At 72.2% G+C, this 22,019-nt stretch carries 6 protein-coding genes; 2 read left to right on the forward strand and 4 right to left on the reverse strand.

Going from position 1 to position 22,019, the window contains the following annotated elements:
- The first annotated feature begins 34 nt into the window (after positions 1-34).
- Together ACQ9ZG_RS31715 and ACQ9ZG_RS31720 are read left to right on the forward strand one after the other, a co-directional pair.
- Positions 35-214 carry a hypothetical protein gene (locus tag ACQ9ZG_RS31715; protein WP_499281490.1) on the forward strand — a complete coding sequence of 60 codons (180 nt, stop codon included), beginning with the start codon at positions 35-37 and terminating at the stop codon, positions 212-214.
- Entirely contained in the window at positions 211-1,401 is a 1,191-nt protein-coding gene (locus ACQ9ZG_RS31720) for an MFS transporter (RefSeq protein WP_499281491.1), read from the forward strand. The genes ACQ9ZG_RS31715 and ACQ9ZG_RS31720 overlap by 4 nt, the downstream gene beginning before the upstream one ends.
- A 56-nt stretch (positions 1,402-1,457) precedes the next feature.
- Here ACQ9ZG_RS31720 and ACQ9ZG_RS31725 read toward each other — a convergent pair whose 3' ends face one another.
- The 4 genes from ACQ9ZG_RS31725 to ACQ9ZG_RS31740 form a co-directional block, all read right to left on the reverse strand.
- The gene (locus ACQ9ZG_RS31725; RefSeq protein ID WP_181398251.1) at positions 1,458-2,759 is read right to left on the reverse strand and encodes an IS630 family transposase; all 1,302 of its coding nucleotides are present in this window, start codon (positions 2,757-2,759) and stop codon (positions 1,458-1,460) included.
- A gap of 147 nt (positions 2,760-2,906) precedes the next feature.
- Positions 2,907-10,880, reverse strand: a complete 7,974-nt coding sequence (locus ACQ9ZG_RS31730) for an amino acid adenylation domain-containing protein (protein ID WP_499281492.1) — start codon at positions 10,878-10,880, stop codon at positions 2,907-2,909.
- Positions 10,881-10,902: 22 nt separating this feature from the next.
- Positions 10,903-21,132 carry a non-ribosomal peptide synthetase gene (locus ACQ9ZG_RS31735; protein ID WP_109917251.1) on the reverse strand — a complete coding sequence of 3,410 codons (10,230 nt, stop codon included), beginning with the start codon at positions 21,130-21,132 and terminating at the stop codon, positions 10,903-10,905.
- A gap of 34 nt (positions 21,133-21,166) precedes the next feature.
- Positions 21,167-21,901 carry a thioesterase II family protein gene (locus ACQ9ZG_RS31740; protein ID WP_258312401.1) on the reverse strand — a complete coding sequence of 245 codons (735 nt, stop codon included), beginning with the start codon at positions 21,899-21,901 and terminating at the stop codon, positions 21,167-21,169.
- Positions 21,902-22,019: the final 118 nt, after the last annotated feature.

Consider the following 22,019-nt stretch of genomic DNA (forward strand, 5'->3'; position numbering starts at 1 on the left):
TGCGGGCCGCCCGCCCCGGGGCTACGCTCGGAAAATGGCAGACAGCGGAGACCGCGCCGGGCCGTCCCCGGACGGCCGTGACGACGACAGCGCTGGCCACGGCGACCGTGACGGCGGGCCGGGCCCCGTGCCCGTCGGCCGCGCGGACGATCCCGCCCACCTGCGGTGCGTGCTCAGCCAGACCACCCCCGCCGCACCCCCGCAGCGTTCATGAGCCGCCCCGGCTACCCGGCGGCGGCCGCCGTCTTCGCGATCGGCATGGCCGGCACCACCCTGCCCACCCCGCTCTACGGCCTCTACCGCGAACAGCTCGGGTTCTCCGAGCTGATGGTGACGATCGTCTTCGCCGTCTACGCCCTGGGGGTCATCGCCACCCTGCTCCTCGCCGGGAACGTCTCCGACGAGGCGGGACGGCGGCCCGTGCTGCTGGCCGCGCTCGGCTTCTCGGCGGCCAGCGCCCTCTGCTTCCTCTTCGAGGGCGGGCTCCCCGCCCTCTTCGCGGGCCGCCTGCTGTCGGGGTTCGCCGCCGGGCTGCTGAGCGGCGCCGCCACCGTCACGGTGCTGGAACTCGCCCCGCCGGGGCGCGCGGCGCGAGCCGGACTCGCCGCCACCGCCGCCAACATGGGCGGCCTCGGGTGCGGGCCGCTGCTGGCGGGGCTGCTCGCCCAGTACGCGCCGTGGCCCCTGCGGCTCCCCTTCCTGGCCCATCTGGCGCTGATCGCCGTGGCCGCCCTGCTGACCTGGCTGCTGCCCGAGACGGTCACCTCCGGCGTACGGCGCTTCCGGCTCCGGCCGCAGGGGATCGCGGTGCCGCCCCAGGTGCGCGGAGTCTTCGCCCCCTCCGCGCTGGCCGCCTTCGCCGGATTCTCCCTCCTGGGCCTCTTCACCGCCGTCGCCCCGGCGTTCGTGGCCGAGACGCTCGACGTGCACAACCTGGCCCTGACCGGGCTCGTCGTCTTCACCGTCTTCCTCGCCTCGACGGCCGGGCAGGCGCTCATGGGCCGGGTGGGGGAGCGGCGGGCCCTGCCGGGCGGGTGCTTCGTCCTGGTCGCCGGACTGGTGCTGGTGGCGGCCTCGCTGCTGCTCGCCTCGCTGCCCCTGCTCATCGCCGGGGCACTCTGCGGCGGCCTGGGGCAGGGGCTGGCCTTCCGGGGCGCGGTGACGGCGATCAGCGGAGCGGCACCGGCGGAGCACCGGGCCGCCACGGTCTCCGCGTTCTTCGTCGTCGCCTATCTGGGCATCTCGCTGCCGGTGGTGGGCGTGGGCGCCCTCACCCTGTGGCTGGGGCTGCGCGACGCGGGCCTGGTCTTCTCCGGCTGTGTGCTGGTCCTGGCCCTGGGGGTCGGACTCCATCTGGCCCGGGGGCTCCGCCGGTCCGGTGGCGGGGCATCCGCACGGTGACGACGACGGCGTCGGTACGGTGACGGGGGCGGGGACCCGTCACCGTACCGACACCGTCACCCGGCCCGCGATCCGGAACCCGTGCGCGGTTCCCCGGCCGGTCCGGTCCAGGCGAACGGCCCCAGGGAGCGCGTCCCGCCGGAGTGCCACGCCGTGATCTGCCGCCCCAGGGACTCCGCCGGTACGGAACGGTCGGTGAGCAGGCCCAGCCACCGGTCGAGCTGCTCCGGCCACGACGAACCGGCCGGGGTCGGGTGGACGTGGAAGCGGGGGCGTTCGGCCAGCCAGGCGCCGATCTCGGGCGCGCTCCGGGCGGCGGGCCCGTCGCAGACCAGGTGGACGTCGAGACCCCTGGGCACCGCCCGCTCCACCGCGACCAGGAACTCCCGGAACGCGGCGGTCGGCGTGGGCGGACGCCCACCGCCCACCCCGTCACCGGCCACCTCTGCCGTCCCGGTGGCGAAGAGGCGGTCGACCGTGTGGCGCAGAGGGGTGGCGTACGGGCGGGGGCCGGGCGGACCGGGCGGCGACGGCGTCCGGTCGCCGCCGACGCCGTCCCCGCCGACGCAGAGCACCACCGTCCGCTGAGGCGGCGCGTGGAACAGACCGGCCAGGCCCACGGACTCTGCGCCGGACCGCGGATCGGCGGAGAGCCGGAACGCGTCCTGGAGATGAGGCTTGAGGTCGAACCTCTTCCAGATCCTCCCGATCGTCGACTTCGACAGCCCGGTGCGCTGTGCCATCAGCGCCCGGGTCCAGTGCGTGTCCACGCCCGGACTGGTCTGTAAGGTCGCCACGATGACGTCCTCGATCTGACCGGGCCGGATCGACGGCGGCCGCCCCGGCCGGCGCTCGTCGCGCAGCCCGTCGAGACGGCGGGCGATGAACCGGGCCCGCCACCGCTCCACGGTCGATTCGTCGACACCGAGGTCGGCCGCCGCCTGCCGGTTCGTCACGCCCTCCGCGCAGCGCAGCACGATCTTCGAGCGCAGCGCCAGGAACTGCGCGGTCTTCGCCCGCCTGGCCCACCGGGTGAGCTGCGCCCGCTCGTCCTCGCCCAGCACCAGATCGGCCTTGGGCCGGCCGGCGCGGCAGGCGTCGTCGAGCCCCGCCATCCCCTCGGCGGCGAAGCGGCGGCGCCATTTGGCGACGGTCTTGACCGCGACCCCGAGCGACCGGGCAGCGCCCATGTTCGACATGCCGTCGGCGCACGCGAGGACGATCCGGGCCCGTTCGGCCCGCCGCCGGTCCGGCCACTCGGCGCGGGCCCTCAGTTCCGCCCGTTCCTCGGCGGACAGGACGATCGCCACCGCCGAGGGTCCCGGTCCCGGCAGAGCTGTGGAGTGATGGTCAATCATGGAAATGTCCGTGCGTCCCTGGGTCGGAGCCTGGCCGTGGGGGGTACGGGCCCGGCCGCGTATGTCCATCGAGGTGGCGCCCCTCCGGTGCCGTCGGCGGCGTCGTGCCGAACGGCACCGGAGAGGGTGCGGGGGAGCCCCGCGCGGCTAGCCGCGCGGGCCCTCCTCGGACGACAGCCCGCAGTGGCGGTCCAGCAGCTGGGCGACCTCGCTGACATGGGGCGCCCTGAGCATCGTGGCGTGGTCCCCGGGGATGTCGACGAAGGTCACCTCGCCCGCCGCGTAGTTCTCCCATGCCGAGAACAGACGCGCGACCTCCGGTGCGTGGTTCTTGGTCCGGAACACATGGACCGGGATGTCCAGCTTCCGCTGGGGCAGGACCACGTCCCGCGAGTACATCAGCTGGTGCATCTGGAGCCGCAGGAAACGGTCCAGATAGTCCTCGCTGAGGAATGCGGAGACCCGCGGGTCGTTCTTCGCCCGGTCCAGGAGCAGCTGCTTCGCCTCCTCGTACGGGAGGTCCTTCAGCGCGTCCCGGTCCTGGTCCAGCATCCCGCCGATCCCCATGGCGAGGATGAAGACCTTGGTCTCCTCCTCGGTGAGGTCCGCGTCGGCCACCGGGATGTCGCCCAGCCTCGGCGGGGTGTCGAGGATGATGAGCCCCTTCGGCCTGATGCCCCGGTCCAGCAGCATGGTGGCGAGGTAGAAGGCGATGTGCCCGCCCAGGGAGTGGCCGCCGATGTAGACGCCGTCACCGGCCACCCCGGCCGCCGAGTCGGAGCAGAACTGGACCATCTCCTCGAACGACGGGTAGACCGGGGTCTCACCGGCGCCGAGTCCCGGCGCCTCCACCCCGTGGATCTCCCCGAACCCCCGCAGATGGCGGGCCAGTTCGATGTAGCCGAGCACGGTCCCGCCGGCCGGGGGTGCGAAGACGATCCCCGGCCCGTCGCCGCCGCGCGGGTTGAGCCGCACCAGCTTCGCCGTGGGGTCCCCCGTGGCCGGACTCCCGCCCGCCGCGCGCTCGTCGAGCGCCTTCGCCAGGCCGCGGACCTCCGGGTACAGGAACACCTGCTTCGGGTCGACCGGCACGCCCTCGCCCTGGAGCACCGAGACCAGCTTGATGGTCAGCAGCGAGTCGCCCCCGAGGTCGAAGAAGGAGTCGTCCGGGCCGACGTGCTCCCGCCCCAGGACGGACCGGTAGGCGTCGAGCAACACCCTTTCACGTGCGGTGAGTTCGGCGGAACGTCCCGGCGCCTCGGGCACCCCTTCCGCGTCTCCCGAACGCAGCCGTGCGACATCCACCTTGCCGCTGCTCCTGAGCGGCAGCGCGTCGTAGACATGGACGACCGACGGCACCGCGTACGGCGGGATCAGCCGGCGCACGCCCTCCTGGATCCCGGCCACCCCCAGCCCCTCGGCGGCGACATGGGCCGTCAGGGCCCCCGCGCTCTCCGCACCGGCGACGACGAACGCGTCCCGCACCCCGGGCAGGGAGCAGAGCGCGCTCCGCACGGCGTTCAGCTCGACGCGGTGGCCCCGGACCTTGACCTGGCCGTCGCGCCGCCCGTGGTAGTGGAGCCGGCCGTCACGGTCGAGGGTGACCCAGTCGCCCGTCCGGTAGAGCCGAACGCCCGGCAGGGCCGCCACCTCCACGAAGCGGCGGGCGGCCTCCTCCTCGTTGCCGACGTACCCGAGGGCGAGCCCCTCGCCGCCCACGTACAGCTCGCCCAGCACGCCGTACGGGACGAGCGCGCCCGTGTCGTCCAGCGGGAGGGCGATCCGGCCGGGGAAGGGGCGCCCGATCGGGAGGGCGCCGTCCACGGGCCGGTCCGTGGAGAACGTGGTGCTGAACGTGGTGTTCTCGGTCGGGCCGTACCCGTTGGTGACGCGGATGCCGGGGCACCCCTCCAGCACACGGTTCACCCGGGCGGGCGAGACGACGTCGCCGCCGACCACCAGCTCCGCCACCCCGGCGAACAACGTGGCGTCCGCGTCCGTCAGTTGGTGGAACAGCGGTGCGCTCACCCACATCAGGGTGGGCCGGCGCAGCTGGATCTCCCGCCGGAGCGCGGTGACGTCGAGGACGGTGTCCTTCTCCGTGAGGATCAGGGTGCCGCCGTTGAGGAGCGCCGCCCAGATCTCGAAGGTGGACGCGTCGAAGGAGAGCGCGCCCGTCTGGAGCACCCGTACGTTCTCGTCGAGCGTGATCCAGCCCGGCTCCCGGACCAGCCCCACCACACTCGACTGGCCGATGGAGACGCCCTTGGGCAGCCCCGTCGTGCCCGAGGTGAACATGACGTACGCCTCGTGCTCCCCGGTGACGGGGGACGCCTCGCTCCCGGTCTCCCGGACGGGGAGCGCGACCGTCTCCCCCTCGGGCTCGCCCGCCGCGTCGATCCGGGTGAGGCCCCGGGCCGAGAGGCGGTGGCGGATGCCGCCCGCGCGGAGGATGGACGCGGCGACCTCCGGCGGCAGTTCGGGGTCGACCGGGACGTACGCCCCACCCGCCTTGAGCACGCCGAGGATGCCCGTGACCGTGGTGGCGGCCTTCTCGGCGTCCACCGCGACCCGGTCACCGACGCCCACGCCCCGCTCCCGCAGCCGGGCCGCGAGCGAGGAGCTGAGGGCGTCCAACTCCCGGTAGGTCAGCTCCTCTTCGCCGTGCACCACGGCCGTCCGGTCGCCATGGGCCCGGACCGTCTCCGCGAAGGCCGCGGCGATGGAGCCGGTGGGTGCGTCCTCCCGTGTGTTGACGGCCAGGCGCACCGTCTCCGCCTGCTCGGCGGGGGTCAGCACGCTCAACTCCCGTACCGGGGCGGTGGGTGCGTCGGCCATCGAGAACAGCAGCGTACGGAAGTGCGCGCGCCAGCCGTCGACCGTCTCCTCGCGGAAGAGCGAGGTCGCGTACTCGAAGGCCAGGGTGAGCCCGTGGGCGCGCTCGTACGCGTGGAGGGAGAGGTCGAAACGGGCGATGCGGTGCCGCAGGTCCAGCGGCGTCCGGGCGGCCCCGGTGAACTCCGGGAACTCCTCCCGGGGGACGTAGTTGAACATGGTCTGGACGATGGGCGGGCGCGAAGTGTCCCGGCCCTCGGCGAAGTTGGTGACCATGTGGTCGAACGGATAGTCCTGGTGCTCCAGGAGCCCCGTCATGGACCGGTGGACCGCCGAGCACTGATCCCGTACGGACGCGGAGTCGGCGAGCGACACCCGGCAGGGGAGCGTGTTGACGAGCATGCCCACCGCGTCCAGCAGCGCCGGATCGTCCCGCCGCATCGCCGGCATGCCGACGAAGAACTCCCGCTGACCGCTCAGCCGGGAGAGGAAGAGGCTGAAGGCGGTGGCCAGGAACACCGCGCTCGACACCCCGGTCGACGCGGCGGCCCCGGCGATCCGGCGCACCTCGTCCCGGTCCAGTTCGAGGAAGAGGGTGTCCCCGGCGTACGACTGGAGCTGCGGGCGGCTGAAGTCGGTGGGCAGCGACAGCGGTTCGGGCGCCTGCTCCAGCACCCCGCGCCAGTGGTCCGCCGCCGCCCCGGATGCGGCACCGGCCGCGTCCTGCCGGGCCACTGCCTCGGTGATGCCCGGCGGCAGCGCGGCCAGCAGCGGGATGTCCTGCGAGACCAGCGCGTTGTAGACGGTCACCACATCGCGCATGAAGACGCTCAGCGACCAGCCGTCGGAGGCGATGTGGTGGTGCGAGACGACCAGAACGTCCCTCGGGCCGGGGAGACTTACGAGGGTGTAGCGGGCGAGCGGCGCCGCCGCCAGGTCGTACGTGTGCGCCAGCTCCCGGTCCAGGGTCTCCCTGAGCACCGACTCGGCCTCCGCCGCCTCCCGGTCCCGCAGGTCCACATGGTCCAGCGGGACGGCGGGCGACTCGACCAGCCGGGCGCGCGGGGCGCCGTCGACCGTGTCGAACGCCGTACGCAGCGACTCATGGCGACGGGTGACGTGGACGAGCGCCTTCTCCAGCAGCCTGGCCTCCAGCGCGCCGTCCAACTCCCAGGCGGCCACGATGTTGTAGAGCGCCAGCTCGGGCTCCACCTTCTCCGCGAAGTAGATCCGCCGCTGGGCGCTGGAGAGGCCGTCGTCCGCCACCCGGGCCCGGGGGCGGGGTTCCTCGGGGGCGTCCGCCGCCGCCTTCCCGTCGATCAGGGCGGCCACGGCGGAGAGCCGCGAGCTCCTGAAGAACTCGTGCAGCGCGATCGGTACCCCGAACTCCCGCCGGATGTCGTTGGCCAGCCGGGCCGCCATCAGGGAGTGGCCGCCGAGCATGAAGAAGTCGTCGTCGCGCGCGAGGTTCTCCGTGCCGAGGATCTCCTCCCACAGCGCAGCGAGCCGCTGCTCCGTCGGGGTCTCCGGCGGAGCGGCCGCGGCCGTGGTGCCGACGGCCTGGAGCAGCCGGACCGTGTCGATGTGACCGTCGGCCTTCCGGGGGATCCCGTCCACCTTCGACGTCACCAACACGGCTGACAGCTTGGTGAGTTCACCCGAGGGCAGCTCGCTCCCCGCCGCGTAGAAGTAGCGCGGCACCAGGGCCCAGCCGGGCTTGTGGCGCACCTGCGAGGCCACATCGGGGTGCGTACCGTCCAGGCCGACGTAGGTGACCGCCTGATTGCGCCGGACCGCGATGTCGACCGACTCCAGTGCCAGGTCGACGTCGAGGGAGACGAAACCGCGCCGCTCGACCGGCATCCCCGCACCGGCCCCGCCCGACATGCCCGTACCGGTCCACGCGCTCCAGCCCAGCGACATCGCGCGCCGGTACCCCTGCTCCCGCAGGACCCGGACGGAGGCGTTTAGGGCGCTGTTGGAGGCGGAGTACTCGGTGTACCCGGCGCCCCCGAAGTAGGCGTTCACCGAGCTGAACCCGACGAGCAGCGCGTCCTTGGCCAGCTCCCCGGCCAGCGCCGCCATGCCCCGCACCTTCAGGGCCGTGTACCGCTCCAGCCGGTCCGCGTCGAGGCGCGGGGCGCCGTCGAGCCCGTCCAGCCCCTCGTCCGCACCGAAGTTGCCGAGACCGGCCAGGTGGAACGCCCCGTCGATACGCCCGTCCGTGACCGACCGCAGCGCGGCACGGAGCCGGTCCGGCGCGTCGGCCGCGGCCAGGTCGACGGCGGCGTACCGGACGTCGGTCCGGGCCTCCAGGGCCTTGAGCGCCTGGGCGCGCTCCTCGTCGAGCCGCTCGGCCGGCGTGCTGCCGACGAGCACGAGCCGGGCACCGTACTTCTCCGCGAGGAAACGGGACAGCTCCCGCCCGACCCCGCCGAGGCCACCGGTCACGAGGTACCGGCCGCCCTGCTTGATCTCGGCCGCCACCCCGCCGGGGTCGCGCGGAGCCGGGGCGAGCGCCCGCTCGGTACGGGTCCCCGCGCGGTACGCGACGGCCGGGGCGGGGGCGTACGCCACCAACTCCCGTGCCAGCAGTCCCGCGTTGGTCTCGTCGACCGTGTCGGCGTCGACCCACACGACCACCGGTTCACCGGCCTCGGCGTTGACGCTCTGCACATAGCCCTGGAGGGCGCCCAGTTGGGCCCGCGCGAGATCGTCCCGCGCCTGTCCGGCGACGGTGACCAGGGCGATCCGCAGCTTCCGCGCGGCGGTGCGTGCCGCGACGGCCGCCGTGGTGTCGGCGATCAGCTCGGAGACCGCCCCGCTCTCCCAGCCGGCCCGGGTCAGCCGTAGATCGACCACCGTGTCGAGCGTGCCCTCGGGGATCTCCCCGGGTGCCTGCACGGCAAGGTCCCGGGAGAGTACGCGGGTGACCTCGGCGCGCTCCGCCGGTTCGCCGCCCACCACGTCGAGCAGCACCGGCCGGCCGTCCGCTGCGGGCAGGACCCGCGGCTGCTCGGTCTCCACGAAGAACCACGGCGGCACGAACGCCGCCCCCGCACCCCGCGTCTGCCCGACGGCGTGGAGGCGCTCGTCGAGCGTGCCGTCCTGGAGCCGGGCGACCAGCTTGCTCCGCTGGATCTTCCCGATGCTCGTCTTCGGGATCTCGCCGGCGGGCAGGGGCACGACATGGCGCGCGGAGAGGCCGAACTCCCGGCGCAGCGCGGCTTGGATCTCCTTGATCTGCCGCAACAGGGCGTCCTGGGCGGTCAGTTCGGAGGCGTAGAAGATCGCCAGATGGTCGGTGACGTCGTCCTCGTCGCGGACCGAGCAGGCGGCGGCGAAGGACGGCAGGACGCCGTCCACCGTCTCGACGACGGCCTCCAGGTCGACGTTCTGGATGTTGACGCCGTTGACGATGATGAGGTCGGCGCCACGGCCGGTGAAGGTGACCCTGCGGTCCCGGACGAACGCCAGGTCCCCGGTGTCGAACCAGTCGTCGGAGCGGAAGAACCCGGCGTTCGCCTCGGGGTTGTTGAAGTACTCCACCAGCCGGGTCAGCCCGCGCACCTGGAAGTGGCCCACCACGCCCTCGTCGACCAGATCGCCCGCGTCGTCGACGACCCGCACGTCCACGCCCGGATAGACCCGGCCGCACTCGACGAACCGGCTCGGCGCGGTCGACTCCGAGGCCGCGAAGGTGATCCGGCCGTCCGGGTGGATCCGGTCCACGTGCTGCACGCCGGTGGACTTCCCGTACTCCAGCGCGTCCGAGACCACGACCATGTTGCACGTCTCGGACATGCCCCACTCCGGCTTGATGGCCTGCGCGGGCAGCCCGTACCGCTCCAGCAGCCCCAACAGCCGCTGGCAGGTGGTGAAGTGGACCTGCTCGCCCGCGTTGATCCAGCGGCGCAGGGCCGACACGTCCCAGTCGCCCGGCTCGCCGCCCGCCACGGTGTCCGCGAGCAGGGCCAGCATGGAGTTCGGGCCCCAGGTGATGGTCGCCCGGTGCCGGGTCGCCAGGTCCAGCCACCGCGTCGGCCGCGCCAGGACGTGGTCGGTGGCCGCGTGGACCTGGGCGGCGTCCAGGTGGACGGGGAGCAGGTGGGAGTGGATGAGCCCGACCACGTGCTCGATGGCCAGCCAGTTGAGGAAGACGTCGTCCGCCGCGTAACCGCTGTGCTGCACCGCCGCCCGCTGCTTGTGCACGATGTTCACATGGGACTGCACCACCCCCTTCGGGGTGCCGGTGCTCCCCGAGGTGAACAGGATCACCGCGGGCGACTTTGGATCGACGTCCACCACGACCGGCGCGGCGGCGCACCGCTCGGCCTCGGCCAGCGACAGCAGGGAAGCCCCCTCCAGCAGCGGCCGGACCGCCTCCACCAGCGCGGAGGAGGCCAGGACCCGCGGCTCGTGGGCCGTCGTCCAGATCCGCCGCAGGCTCTCGGCCTCGGCCCGGCGCTCCCGGTAGTCCGCCGACGGCGTCACCGGAACGGCCACCGCCCCGGCCAGCAGCGCACCCCACAGCGCGACGACGAACTCCTCCTGCCCGGAGCCGAGGAGCAGGACCCGGTCCCCGGGGGCGACCCCGTCGGCCCGGAGGAAGGCCGACACCCGCTCGGCCCGCCCCAGCAGCTCGGCATACGGAAGGAACACCTCACCGCCGGCCGCGTCCACGAAGTGGCACCCGCGCCCGGAACCGCTGCGCGCGGCCCGGTACAGCGCCTCCGGCAGCGTCCTCACGTCACCGGGTGCGGGCAGCAGCGGCGGCCCCTGGATGTACGCGGGCACGGCGCCAGCCGCCCCCGGTATCGGCTCGGACCCGACCTCCACCGGCGCCGGGCCGGCGGGGGCGTATGCGCGGCGGGCCAGCGGGGCGCCGTAGTCGTACGACTCCCCGTACAGCACGACGCTCTCGCCCAGCCCGTGGCTCTCCCGCCACCCGGCCTCCAGCTCCGCCAGCTGCGGCGCGTCCACCAGCGCCGCCTGCCGCAGTGACGCGTAGTCCACCGCGCCCCCGCCGTCCAGCGGCAGGCAGGAGACGGTGACCACGTCGTCCACCGGGAGCCCCGACAGGCTCTCGACGGTGAGCGCCCGCCCCGACACCGTCCGGACGAAGGCCACGGAACGCGTCGAGCCGCCCGCGGTGCGCAGCTGCACGGCCGCGCACTCCGCCACGTCGGCGACCTCCCGGACGCGTGCCTCCACCACGGCGACGGGATAGCGCCGCCCCTGGTGGCGAATCAGCTCGGATACGCGCTGGGTGTTGCGAATCGGCATGATAAACCCTGTTTTCCTTGGATCAGTCAAGAAGCTTGATGGAGTCGCGGCTCGTCCACATACCGACATCACCCGTGGGATAGAGGTGCCGGTGGGCCGAGGGGAATCCGGGTTCGATCTCGCCCTCCGCCATCCACTGGGCCCATTCGCCGTCGACGGGGAGATCGGAGACCGAGTCGGCCGCCACATGGATATGGCCGGGAACGCCGATCGGGCAGGGGCGGGACTTCTCGTCCAGCACGAACACCGGGCCGCGGTACTTCTCGAAGAACTCCAGCTGGTCCTCGTGCTCGGCCTCCACGGTCGGCGCGTCCTCCGCGCCCCGGAGCAGTTCGGCCAGCTCCGTCGTGTCGACGCCGTCCACATCCGCCACCAGCCGGTGGCCCGAGGCGACCTGGTGGAGGGCGGTGCGGAACAGCCCCATGAACGCGGAGACCCACGTGGGTTCCACCACGCCGGTCATCGACGAGAACCGCACGGTGAGCCGCTCGCCCGGAATGGCGACCACGGTCAGTTCGTAGTTCGTCCGCTCATGGCTCGCGAACGGCCCGATCCGCAGATTCTTCGAGGTCAGGAACTCCGGACCCAGCGGATAGTTCTCCAGGATGAACAGCACGCTGAACTGCGCACGGTTCTTTCCGCTCCCGGCACTCTCCAGAATGTGGGTGGTCGCCATCCCGCTGTGCTCGATGGCACTGAAACCGTCGGTCTGAATGCGCCCCATGAGGGATTCCACCGGCTGGTCGTCGGCCATCCGCACCCGCATGGGCAGCGTGTTGATGAGCAGCCCCACCACCCGCTCCACATCCGGCACGTCGGGGGAGCGTCCGGAGACCGTGACACCGAAGAGCACGTCGTCCGCGCCCGACACGATGCGCAGGGTCAGGGCCAGGGCCGTCTGGAGCACGGTGCTCAGGGTGCAGTGCGCCCCGGCCGCGAACTCCCGCACCAGTGCGGTCTCGTCCTCGTCGAGCACCAGGTCCAGCTGGGAGAAGCGGTTCTCCTCGGCCGTCGACCGCGCCTCCGGCGGCAGCACCCAGGGGGTGGCGTCCGTGAGATAGCGCGCCCAGTGGTCACGGGCCTCGGTGAGATCGAGGTTCCGCAGCCACTCCGCGTAGCTCCGGAAGCTCGGCGCGGGCTCGACCGCGCCCGGCTCGGGCACCCCGGCGTCGTACAGCTCCAGCGTCCGGGCGAGGATCCGGAACACGCTCCAGCCGTCCAGCGACACATGGGGGAAGCTGAAGGCGAAGACGTGCTCGTCGGCGGCGGTCCGCACGACCGTGACCCGCAGCAGCGGGCCGCTGGTGAGATCGAACCCGGCCGCGATGTCGGCGGCGAGGAGATCGTCCACCGCCTGCCGGCGCTCGGCCTCACCGCTCCGGTCCGTCAGGTCCCGGTGGTCGATCCGGAAGTCCACCGCGTCCAGGACGATCTGCACGGGTTGCGCGAGACCCTCCCAGCCGTAGACGGTCCGCAGCATCTCGTTCTCGGCGATGACGATGCTCCACGCCGCCTCGAACGCGGCGAGGTCGAGATTCCCGGAGAGGGTGGTCACCACCTGGCCGAAGTAGTCGCTGCCGTCCGGGTGCATCAACTGGTGGTAGAGCAGACCCTCCTGAGTAGCTGTCAGGGGCAGGATGTGCTGGGCGTCGGCACCGTACGACGCGAGGACGGCCTCCCGGTCCGCGGCCGGCACGGCGGCGCCCGGCTCCTCCGTCGCCGGGACCAGGGCCGTGAGCCCGTCGAGCCTCTCCGCGAGCGCGAGGAGATTCCGCTCGTACGCCTCCAGCAGCTCCACCACCTGCGGGGAGCCGGCGAAGGCGTAGTCCACCCGCATCGACACCTTGAGGTCGTCGCCGTACTTGAAGATGTTGAACTCGACGGCGCACTCACGCCGGGACGCTCCCGAGCGGAAGTCCCCGTACGCCGAACTCGCCAGCTCCATCCCGCCGGGCATCGCCCCGAGGTAGTTGAACGCGACCGGCACGGCCGAGACGAGCGGCGGCACGGAGTGGTCCAGATAGGCCAGGACCCCGTAGTCGTCCCCGCCGTTGGGTATCGCCTTCAGCTGCTCCCGCACGGCCCGGACGTCCGCGACCGGACCTCCGTCGCCCGCACCCCGCAGCACGGTCGGATACATGCTGGTGAACCAGCCCACCGTCCCGGAGATGTCCGGGGAGCCGGGCGAGTCCGACCGGCCGTGGCCCTCCAGGAGGACGGGGAACTCCGGTTCGCCGAACGCCTCGCCGTACGCCCGGGTGAGCGCGGCCAGCAGCGCGTGCTGCAGCTCGGCCCCGGCGAGGGAGGCGCCGATCCGGGCGAGCCGGTCCGTGGCCTCCGGGCCGACCGTGAACTCCCGGTCCACCGTGGCGGATTCCGTGAGCACGGTACGGGGGAAGGGGCTGCGGACCTGCGAGGCGACCTCGGTCCAGTACGGGATCTGCCCCTGGACCTCGGGTGAGGCGACCCGCCGGTGGGTGGCGGCGATCCAGGACGAGAAGGTCGCCGCGACGGCCGGCAGCCGCACCCCGTCCGGGCCCTCGCGCAGCGCGGTGCGGAGGTCACGGGCCAGGACGCGCAGCGAGACGCCGTCGCTGATCAGGTGGTGCAGCGCCAGGACGAGCTTGACCCTGCCGCCCGCGTTCACCTTGCCCGCCAGCAGCATCCGGCCCTCGCCGACGCTGAGCGCCTGCTGCAACGCCGTCAACTGCGGCTGGATGTCGGCCACCCGCTCGGTGGTCCACTCGCGCACGGGGATGTCGTGGGCGGGTAGCCCCTCCTGGTAGTGCCAGGTGGCACCGTCCCGCCAGAACCGGGCCCGCAGCGCCGGGTGCTGCTCCTGCACCGCCCGCAGCGCCCCTGCGATCCGGGGGAGCGGGTAGTCCTCGTCGAGGTCCAGGACGAGCGGCAGGTTCCAGTGGTCGTGCCAGTCGTCGTTGCCGAGCGTCTCGAAGAACCACGCGTGTACGGGGGCGAGTTCGGCCGTTTCCGCCCGCTCGACGGTGTTCACCGACGGGTCCGCGAGGGACGCGGAGGCGTGCGGGACCAGCAGCGCGGCCAGCTTGCGGATCGACTGGTTCTCGAAGACCTCCTTCGCGGAGACCTGGTACCCGGCGCCGCGGAGCCGGTTGGTCATCTGGATGACCTGGATCGAATCCCCGCCCAGGCTGAAGAAGTTGTCGTCCGCGGTGAACGTGTCGAAGCCGAGCAGATCGGCCCAGACGCGCCGCAGCTCCTCGCCCTGCGGCCCCAGGTCCTCGTCGGGACCCGTAGCCCCGCCGCCCGTGTCACCGGCGACGGCGTCGATGGTGGCGAGCTGCCGCCGGTCGACCTTGCCGTTCCGGTCCAGCGGGAGCTGGTCGAGCCGGACGAAGACGGCGGGGACCATGTAGTCCGGCAGCAGCCGCTCCAGGTCGGCCCGGATGTCCGCGTCGCCGTCGGCCGAGTAGAACGCGACCAGCCGCAGGGTGCCGCCCTCCGGCGTCCGCGCCTCGATCGCCACGTCCCGGACGTACGCGAGTGAGCGGACGGCCAGCTCGATCTCGGACAGCTCCACCCGGAAGCCGCGCACCTTGACCTGGTGGTCCGCGCGCCCGATGAACTCGATGTCCAGGTCGTCGTTGAGCCGGACCAGGTCACCGGTCCGGTACATCCGGCCGCCCGCGGCGAACGGGTCCTCGGTGAAGGAGGCCGCCGTCAGGTCGTCCCGGTTGACGTACCCGAGCGCCACGCCCCGCCCGCCGACGTGGAGTTCACCCGGGACCCCGATGGGCTGGAGCCGCCCGCCGGAGCCCAGCACATACGCGGAGGAGTGGCCGATGGGCCGTCCGATCGGGATCGCCCGGTCCGCCGGGACGTCGTCGGGGATGCGGTACGTCGTGGAGAAGGTGGTGTTCTCGGTCGGCCCGTATCCGTTGATGATCCGGATGCCGGGGCACGCCTCGATCACCGCCCGGATCTGCCGGGGCGGCAGTACGTCACCGCCCACGAGCAGCTGCCGCAGCCGGCCGAAGACACCCGGGTCGGAGTCCACGATCTGGCTGAAGAGCGGCGCGCTCATCCACATGACCGTCGCACCCGAACCGTCGATCGCCTCGCGCAGCGCGGTGACGTCCAACAGCACGTGCTCGTCGACGAGATGGAGTTCCGCCCCGTTCAGCAGCGCACCCCAGACCTCCAGCGTGGAGGCGTCGAACGTCAGCGAACCCGTCTGCAGCACCACGTCCCCGGCGCCGAGCTCGACGAAGTCCGGCTCGTACGCCAGCCTGAGGACGTTCTCGACGGAGACGGCCACACCCTTGGGCCGGCCCGTGGAGCCCGAGGTGTACATGATGTACGCCGGGGTCGACGCGGCATCCGGAGCGTGCCGGCCGTCCTCGGCCCCCGAGTCCGGGGTGTCGTAGACCGCCAGCGGCAACTGTCGTACAGCACCCAGTGGTTGATCCGCGCGGTCGTCGAGCAGGACCACGGCCTCGGAGTCGGCGAGCACCAGCCTGCGGCGCTCCTCCGGGTCGGACGGCCGTACGGGGACGTAGGCCGCCCCCAGCCGGGCCACCGCGATCATCGCGATCACCACGTGCGGCGAGCGGCGGGCCATGATCCCGACGCGGCTGCCGGGCGTGACGCCCTCCGCCCGCAGATACGCGGCGTAGGCGGCCGACCGCTCCCAGAGCTGCGCGAAGGTGTACGACTCCCCGCCCATGACCAGGGCCGTACGGTCACCGCGCTCGCGCACCACGCCGGAGAGGACCGCCGGGATCGACGACGGCAGGGGCGCGTCCAGCGGGCCGTTCACCGACAGGATGCGCTCCCGCTCGGCCGGCGACACGATCTCGATCCGGCCGACCTCCGGGTCCACCAGGGACGGGAGGTCACGCAGGACCGTGTGGTAGGCCTCCACCCAGCGTTCGACGTCCTGCCGGGCGAAGAGATCGCGGCGGTACTCGAAGACGAGATCGAGATCCCCGTCCCGCTCGAAGGCCTGGACGGAGAGGTCGAACTTCGCGGTGTCGCTCTCCCAGATCTTCAGCCTCCAGTCCGCCTGCGGGGTGGAGATCCGCTCGATCTGGGCGTTCTGGAGCACGAACAGCACCTGGAACAGCGGGTTCTTGTTGTGTACCCGCTCCGGCTGCAGGGCCTGCACCAGCGAGTCGAACTGGACGTCCTGGTTGTCGTGCAGCCCGATGACCTTGCGCTTGACCTGCCGCACCAGGGCGGAGAAGGGCGCGTCGTCGTCGATCTCGATGTCCAGCGGCAGGGTGTTGGCCAGGAATCCGACCATGTCCGACGTGTTGCCCAGGCTCCGGTTGGCGATCAGCGTGCCCAGCCGGACATGCTGACTGAGCGTCAGCCGCTGGTGGAGGACGGAGTAGGCCGCGAGCAGCAGGACGTACAGCGAGACGTCGTGGTCGCGCGCCAGCCTGCGCAGACCGCGCAGCACCTCGGGGCCCACGGTGGACTCGTGGTGCTCGCCGTCGGAGGTAAGGGCCTCCGCCGTGTTCGCCCGGGTCGGCAGCTCGGCGGGGACCGCCACCTCCTGGAGCTGGTCCGTCCAGTACGCCAGCTGCTGCTGGTAGCCCGGTGAGTTCTCGTACGCGGTCACGTCGGCGACGTACCGGCCGTAGAGCCCCCGCACCGGCGTCAGCTTCGGTGCGCCGTGGTGCAGGAGGTCGTCGTGGATCGCCGAGAGATCGGAGAGGATCACCCCCATCGACCAGCCGTCCGAGACGATGTGATGGATGGTCAGCACGAGGGTGACGTGCTCGTCCGTACTCGTCACGATGGCGGCCCGCACCGGCAGCTCGGCCAGCAGGTCGAACGGGGTGGCGGCGGAGTCCGCGATGAGCGTGTCCAGCCTGCGGGCCCGCTCGTGCTCGGGAAGGTCCCGCAGATCGTGCTCGGCGAACGGCAGGTCCACGTCCTCGATCGGGACGACGTGCTGCCGTACGGCCCCGGAGACGTCCTCCCGGAACCGTACGCGCAGCGCCTCGTGCCGGGCGACCAGCGTCATGAGCGCGGTCTTCAGCAGCGGCCGGACCACACCGCCCGACACCTCGATGGAGACGGTGTTGTTGTAGTAGGGGCTCGTCGGATCGGCCTGGAAGAGGAACCAGAGCCGACGCTGCTGCGGGGTGAGCGGTAGCTCGTCCGTGACCTCGACGGCCGTCGCGGGAAGGGCGTCCGGCGTGCCCGGAGCGCTCTCCGGCGCCGCCTGCGAAGCGAGGTGACGGATCGTCGGTTCCCGGTAGAACTCCTCGTGCGAGACCACGGCGACCCCGTCGTCCCGGAGCTTCGCGAGCAGCTGGATGGTGGCGATCGAGTCGGCACCGAGGTCGAACAGGTTCTCCGTCACCCCGATGGTCCCGACCCGGAACACCGTCCGGCAGATGTCGCGTATGCGCTCCTCGGTGGCGTTCCGGGGCTCCTCGACGGTCACCGCGCCGCGCAGCACGTCCAGCCGGTCCAGGACCATGTCCCGGTCCACCTGCCCGTTGCGGTCCACGGGCAGCTCGTCCAGGATCGCGTACCGCACCGGCCGCGTACCGCCGACGCGCTCGCGGACCGCGCTCTCCACGGCCTCGGCGTGTGGCGCGAAGAGCCGCTCGAACTCGCTGAAGTCCGTGACGACACAGGCGGTTTCGTTCACCGGCTCCTCGACCGCCAGCCCCTGGGGGAGACGTGAGCCGTCGACACCGATGTACAGGCTCGGCCGGTCCGAGCGGAGCGCGCCGAGCAGGGCGCCGAGCGCCTGGAGCGGCTCGACGGTCTCGATGCCCCGCCGGTGCAGGGCCCGGTTCACCTTGAGGTTCCGGCTCATGCCCGTCTCGTCCCAGACACCCCACGCCACGGACGTCGCGCGGACGCCCCGGGAGCGGAGGTGGGCCGAGTAGTGCCCGGCGAAGTCCGAGGCGGCGACGTATGCCGAGACGGTCGCCCCCGGCGCCAGGCTGCGCGCACTGGCGAAGGTGGTGAGGAAGGCGCCCGGGTGCTCCCGGACGAGCAGCTCGCCCAGCAGGTGCAGACCGGCGACCTTCGGCCTGAAGACCTCCGTCAGCTCCTCGGTGGACTGCTCGCCGACCAGGGCCTCGTGGACCATGCCCGCCAGATGGAAGATCCCGCCCAGCGGCAGCCCGGACGTGGTGGCGTGGTCCCGGACGGTCTCCCGGAGCTGTGCGGCGTCCTGGAGGTCGGACCGGGCGTAGGCGAAGACCCCGCCGTGCTCGCGCGCGATGGCCTCGAACTCGCTGATCCGGTCCCGGACCGCCGACGCGTCACGGCGGCCGAGCACCAGGACGTTGCGCCGGAAGCGGCGCAGCAGCAGGGCGACGAGCATCCTTCCGATGCCGCCGAACCCACCGGTGACGACGAGGAAGCCGTCCTCACCGTCCAGGGAGGCCCCGGTGGCGGGGAGCGCCAGCGGCTCGACCGCCTGCCGGTGGCGCAGACCGTCGACGTAGAGCGTGGAGAGACCGTCGTACGGCTGAGAAGCCTCCATCTCGTGGAGCGCGGCGAGGTCGCCGCCCGGCCCGGAGAGGTCGATGTGCGTCAGGGCGTGCCCCTCGGCCACCGCGCTGCGGACGAAACCGGCGAGCGGGGCGGAGCCGTAGCCCGGGTTGGCGGGGAGGACACCGAGCGCGTCGCGGGTGAAGACGGTCGCGTACGTGAGGGTGACCCCGGCCGCCGGAAGCTCCCGCAGCAGGTTCTGCACGCTGAACACGCCCCGGGACTGCGCGCCGAGGATGTCCCCGTCACCGGGGGCGCCGAGGGCCCACAGGTGCGCGATCTCCAGGGAGTCGACGCCCGCACCCCTCAGGGCGTGGGCGAGCTGGGCGTACGCCTCCGGGGAGCCGGGGTCGACCTCGGCGGTGAGCACGCCGGGGAGGCCGCGGCTCTCCAGCCGTACTGTGCCACCCCCGCCCGGGGCGGCGGGGCGCACCCACACGACCCGCCGGTCCGCGGAGCCCAGGAAGCCCGTGAGGGTCTGCTCGTCGTCCGTGAGGACCGCGAGCACCGGGGCGGGCCGGCGTGATCCGGACGCCTCCGCGTCGGCCCGGACGAGCGTGTCTGCGTAGACACCGACGGGGCGCGCCGGGGCGGGGTCCACGGCCGGGCCGGACGGTGCGGGGGCGCCGCCGAGCAGCGCTTCGAGCAGGTCCGTTTCCGGGTGCGAGGCGATCGCGGAGGTGAAGCCGACCGCGTGGTGGGTGACACCGTGGGCCTTGAGGACCCGGACGGCCCGTTCATGGACGGCCGCCCGGTAGTCGGCGTGGTCCGAGCGCGCCTCGACGGCGACGACGGCACCCGGCACACCGGGCAGCAGCACGTCGGCGGTCCAGACGCGTGAGCCGGCCACACCCCGTACCGCGTCGACGGCGTGCTCCAGCTCACTGCTGCGGGTCCACCCCGAACCGAGGCCGCCCAGCGCGAGGGCGCCCGCCGGGCGGGAGTCCGGCGCGGTCCGGCCGAGGCCCAGCTCCCGGACGGAAGCAGTGAGATAGCGCCCGGCGCCGATCAGCGGCCGCAGCGCCTCGGTCAGCTCCGCACGGTTCCGCTCCTCGCCGTCCTGACCGGCCGTGCGGTCGGAGAACAGGCCGTCGCGGTAGGCCGCGCCGAGCTTGGCCCGCTGGATCTTGCCCAGATTGGTCTTGGGAATGTCCTCCCGGCCGACGGGGATGACCGCGTGCAGCCTGATCCCGATCCGGCGCAGCACCTGGGCGCGGATGGCGTCGACCACCGGCCCGGCCGGGCGTCCGGCACGGGCGACGAAGAAGACGACGGCCTGCTCCTCGCCCGTAGCGGGGTCGGTGTGGGCCCAGGCGGCCGTGAAACTGGTCTCCACGTCCGGGAGTTCCTCGATGGCCGCCTCGACCTCGGAGAGGTCGAAGTTGAGCCCGTTCACGATCAGGATCTGCTTGGCCCGGCCGGTCATGGTGACCACACCGTCCCGGACATGGGCGAGATCGCCGGTCCTGAACCAGCCGTCGGCGGTGAAGCTCTCCCCGTTCGCGGCGGGGTTGCGGAAGTACTCCCGGGTCACGCACGCCCCGCGCACCTGGAGGTGCCCGACCTGCCCCTCGGGCACGGCCCGGCCTTCGTCGTCGACGACGAGCACGTCCAGACCGGGGATCGGCCGGCCGAGCGCGACGAACTTGGGTGCGCGCCCGGCGCGTTCCCCCTCCGCGCGGGCATCCGGCTCCGGGGCAACGCCCGAAGTCCCGTCCGCGGGGGCGAAGTCCAGGTTGTAGAAGACCCCGGAGCAGGTTTCGGCCATGCCCCACACGGGGACGATGACGTCCGGTCGCAGTCCGAACTCGGCCAGTTGCGAGGTCAGCTGTGCCACGGCGCGGGCGTTGAGCATCTCGCCCGCATTGATGGACTGCCGGAGGCAGGACAGGTCCCAGGACGCATCTTTCCGGGTCGGCACGAGATTGCCGAGCAGGGAGTAGGCGAACTGCGGTGCCCACGTGTAATTGACCCGGTACTTGTCGATGAGATCGAGCCAGACCAGGGGATCGGCCAGAATGTGTCCAGGCGCCACCTGGACCTGTTCGCCGAGTCGGCGGACACCGCGCAGATGCGACATGAGAATGCCCGCGGCATGTTCCAGAGGCATCCAATTGAGCTGGATGTCCGTGGCCCCGCCGTCGAGCTGCATGACCCCGGCCTCCCGGGCCAGGATCGCCGCATGGGTCTGCACGGCGCCCTTGGGCGCTCCCGTGCTCCCCGAGGTGAAGAAGATGACCGCCGCTCCGTCGGGCTCCGCGGCGGGTGTGGCGGCTGAGCTGCCGGGATCCGGCAGCTCGGCGTCCCTGGGGAGGGCCAGGACCGCGTCGCGCGGGACGCCGGCCCCGGTGACGGCCGGAAGGTAGGCGTCGGCCGGCCGTGAGCCGATGAGCACATGGCCGGAACCGAGGGTGGAGAGGACGTTGGAGACGCCCTCCAGATTTCCCCGGTCGATGACATGGGGAACGTTGAGCGGGACGACGACGATTCCGGCGTGGACGGCCGCCCAGAAGGCCCGCAGATATTCGTGCGAGTTGTTCAGCTGGAAAATGAGGTGGTCGCCCGCACGGAGCCCGGCCCGTTCCGTGAGCCAGTGCGAGAGACGTAAGGCGTCCTCGTGCAGGGCGCCGTAAGTGGTGAAGTCGTACGAACCGTCGACGTCGTACAGATGAATCTTTGTGCCGGGCGCTTGTGCGGCGGCTTCTTCCAGGGCTCCGAATATGGTCTTCCAGCGGGGCGGGGAAACCACCTCACCGCCCGAGACATACGAAACCGCTGCAGCGTCATCCTTGGAAGGAGACACCATCTTTCTCCAGCCCCCTCTTTGTTTTTTCCACGATAAGTTCGATGATGCTCTGCAGGTTCTCATCGATGAAGAAATGTCCCCCGGCGTAGGAATGGAATTCCACGCCGGACGTGCTGAGTGCTTCCCAGACGCCGGGCGGCGCCTGTCGTGCGCTGGCGTCGTCCTCGCCGTTGAGAAGGGTCAGGGGACTCCGTACGGGTACGTGCTCGTCGATCGAGCGGGCGCCGTCCTCCAGGAGGTGGAAATCCGCGCGGATGATCGGCAGGAACAGCGTGCGCATCAGCTCATGGCGGGCGATGGCGTCCGGAAGGCCGCCGTACACGTCGAGTCCGGCGATCAGCTCCTGATCGCTCAGCTCCCGCACGGGCCTGCTCAGGACGTGGCGGTAGTCCGGTGTGCCGCGCCCCGAGAGGAACAGCCGGTCGGCCCGGAGCCCCAGGGACTCCAGGCGCCGTTCGAGCTCCAGCGCGAGGTAGGCGCCCATGCTGTGGCCGAAGATCGCGAACGAATTCCCCGGCTCCAGTGCCGCGACGGCTCGGCGGGTGAGGTCGTCGAGGGCTTCCGCGAAAGACGCGTAGAACCCCTGGGACATTCGGTCGCCACGCCCGTCGAGTTCCAGCGGGACGATGTCGATGTGCGGCGGCACCAGGGATGTCCACCGGTGATAGCGACTCGCGGTACCCCCGGCGTGGGGCAGGCAGAGAAGTTTCACCGGTACGGCCGGATGCGCTCGCCGTCACCCTTTTGTCGGCGAAAGGGACATGGTGGCTCCGTGGGCAACACTCTCACAGCGGACCGGTTGAAATATGAACGGTCTGCGAAGTTATTCA

Origin of the sequence: Streptomyces araujoniae (assembly GCF_050871195.1) — a bacterium.
GTDB classification, from domain to species: domain Bacteria; phylum Actinomycetota; class Actinomycetes; order Streptomycetales; family Streptomycetaceae; genus Streptomyces; species Streptomyces bacillaris.

Bases quoted from the DNA above. Each gene is read 5' to 3' on its own strand.
- ACQ9ZG_RS31730 (WP_499281492.1), bottom strand. From the start codon at position 10,880: ATGCCGATTCGCAACACCCAGCGCGTATCCGAGCTGATTCGCCACCAG.
- ACQ9ZG_RS31720 (WP_499281491.1), top strand. From the start codon at position 211: ATGAGCCGCCCCGGCTACCCGGCGGCGGCCGCCGTCTTCGCGATCGGC.
- ACQ9ZG_RS31715 (WP_499281490.1), top strand. From the start codon at position 35: ATGGCAGACAGCGGAGACCGCGCCGGGCCGTCCCCGGACGGCCGTGAC.
- ACQ9ZG_RS31725 (WP_181398251.1), bottom strand. From the start codon at position 2,759: ATGATTGACCATCACTCCACAGCTCTGCCGGGACCGGGACCCTCGGCG.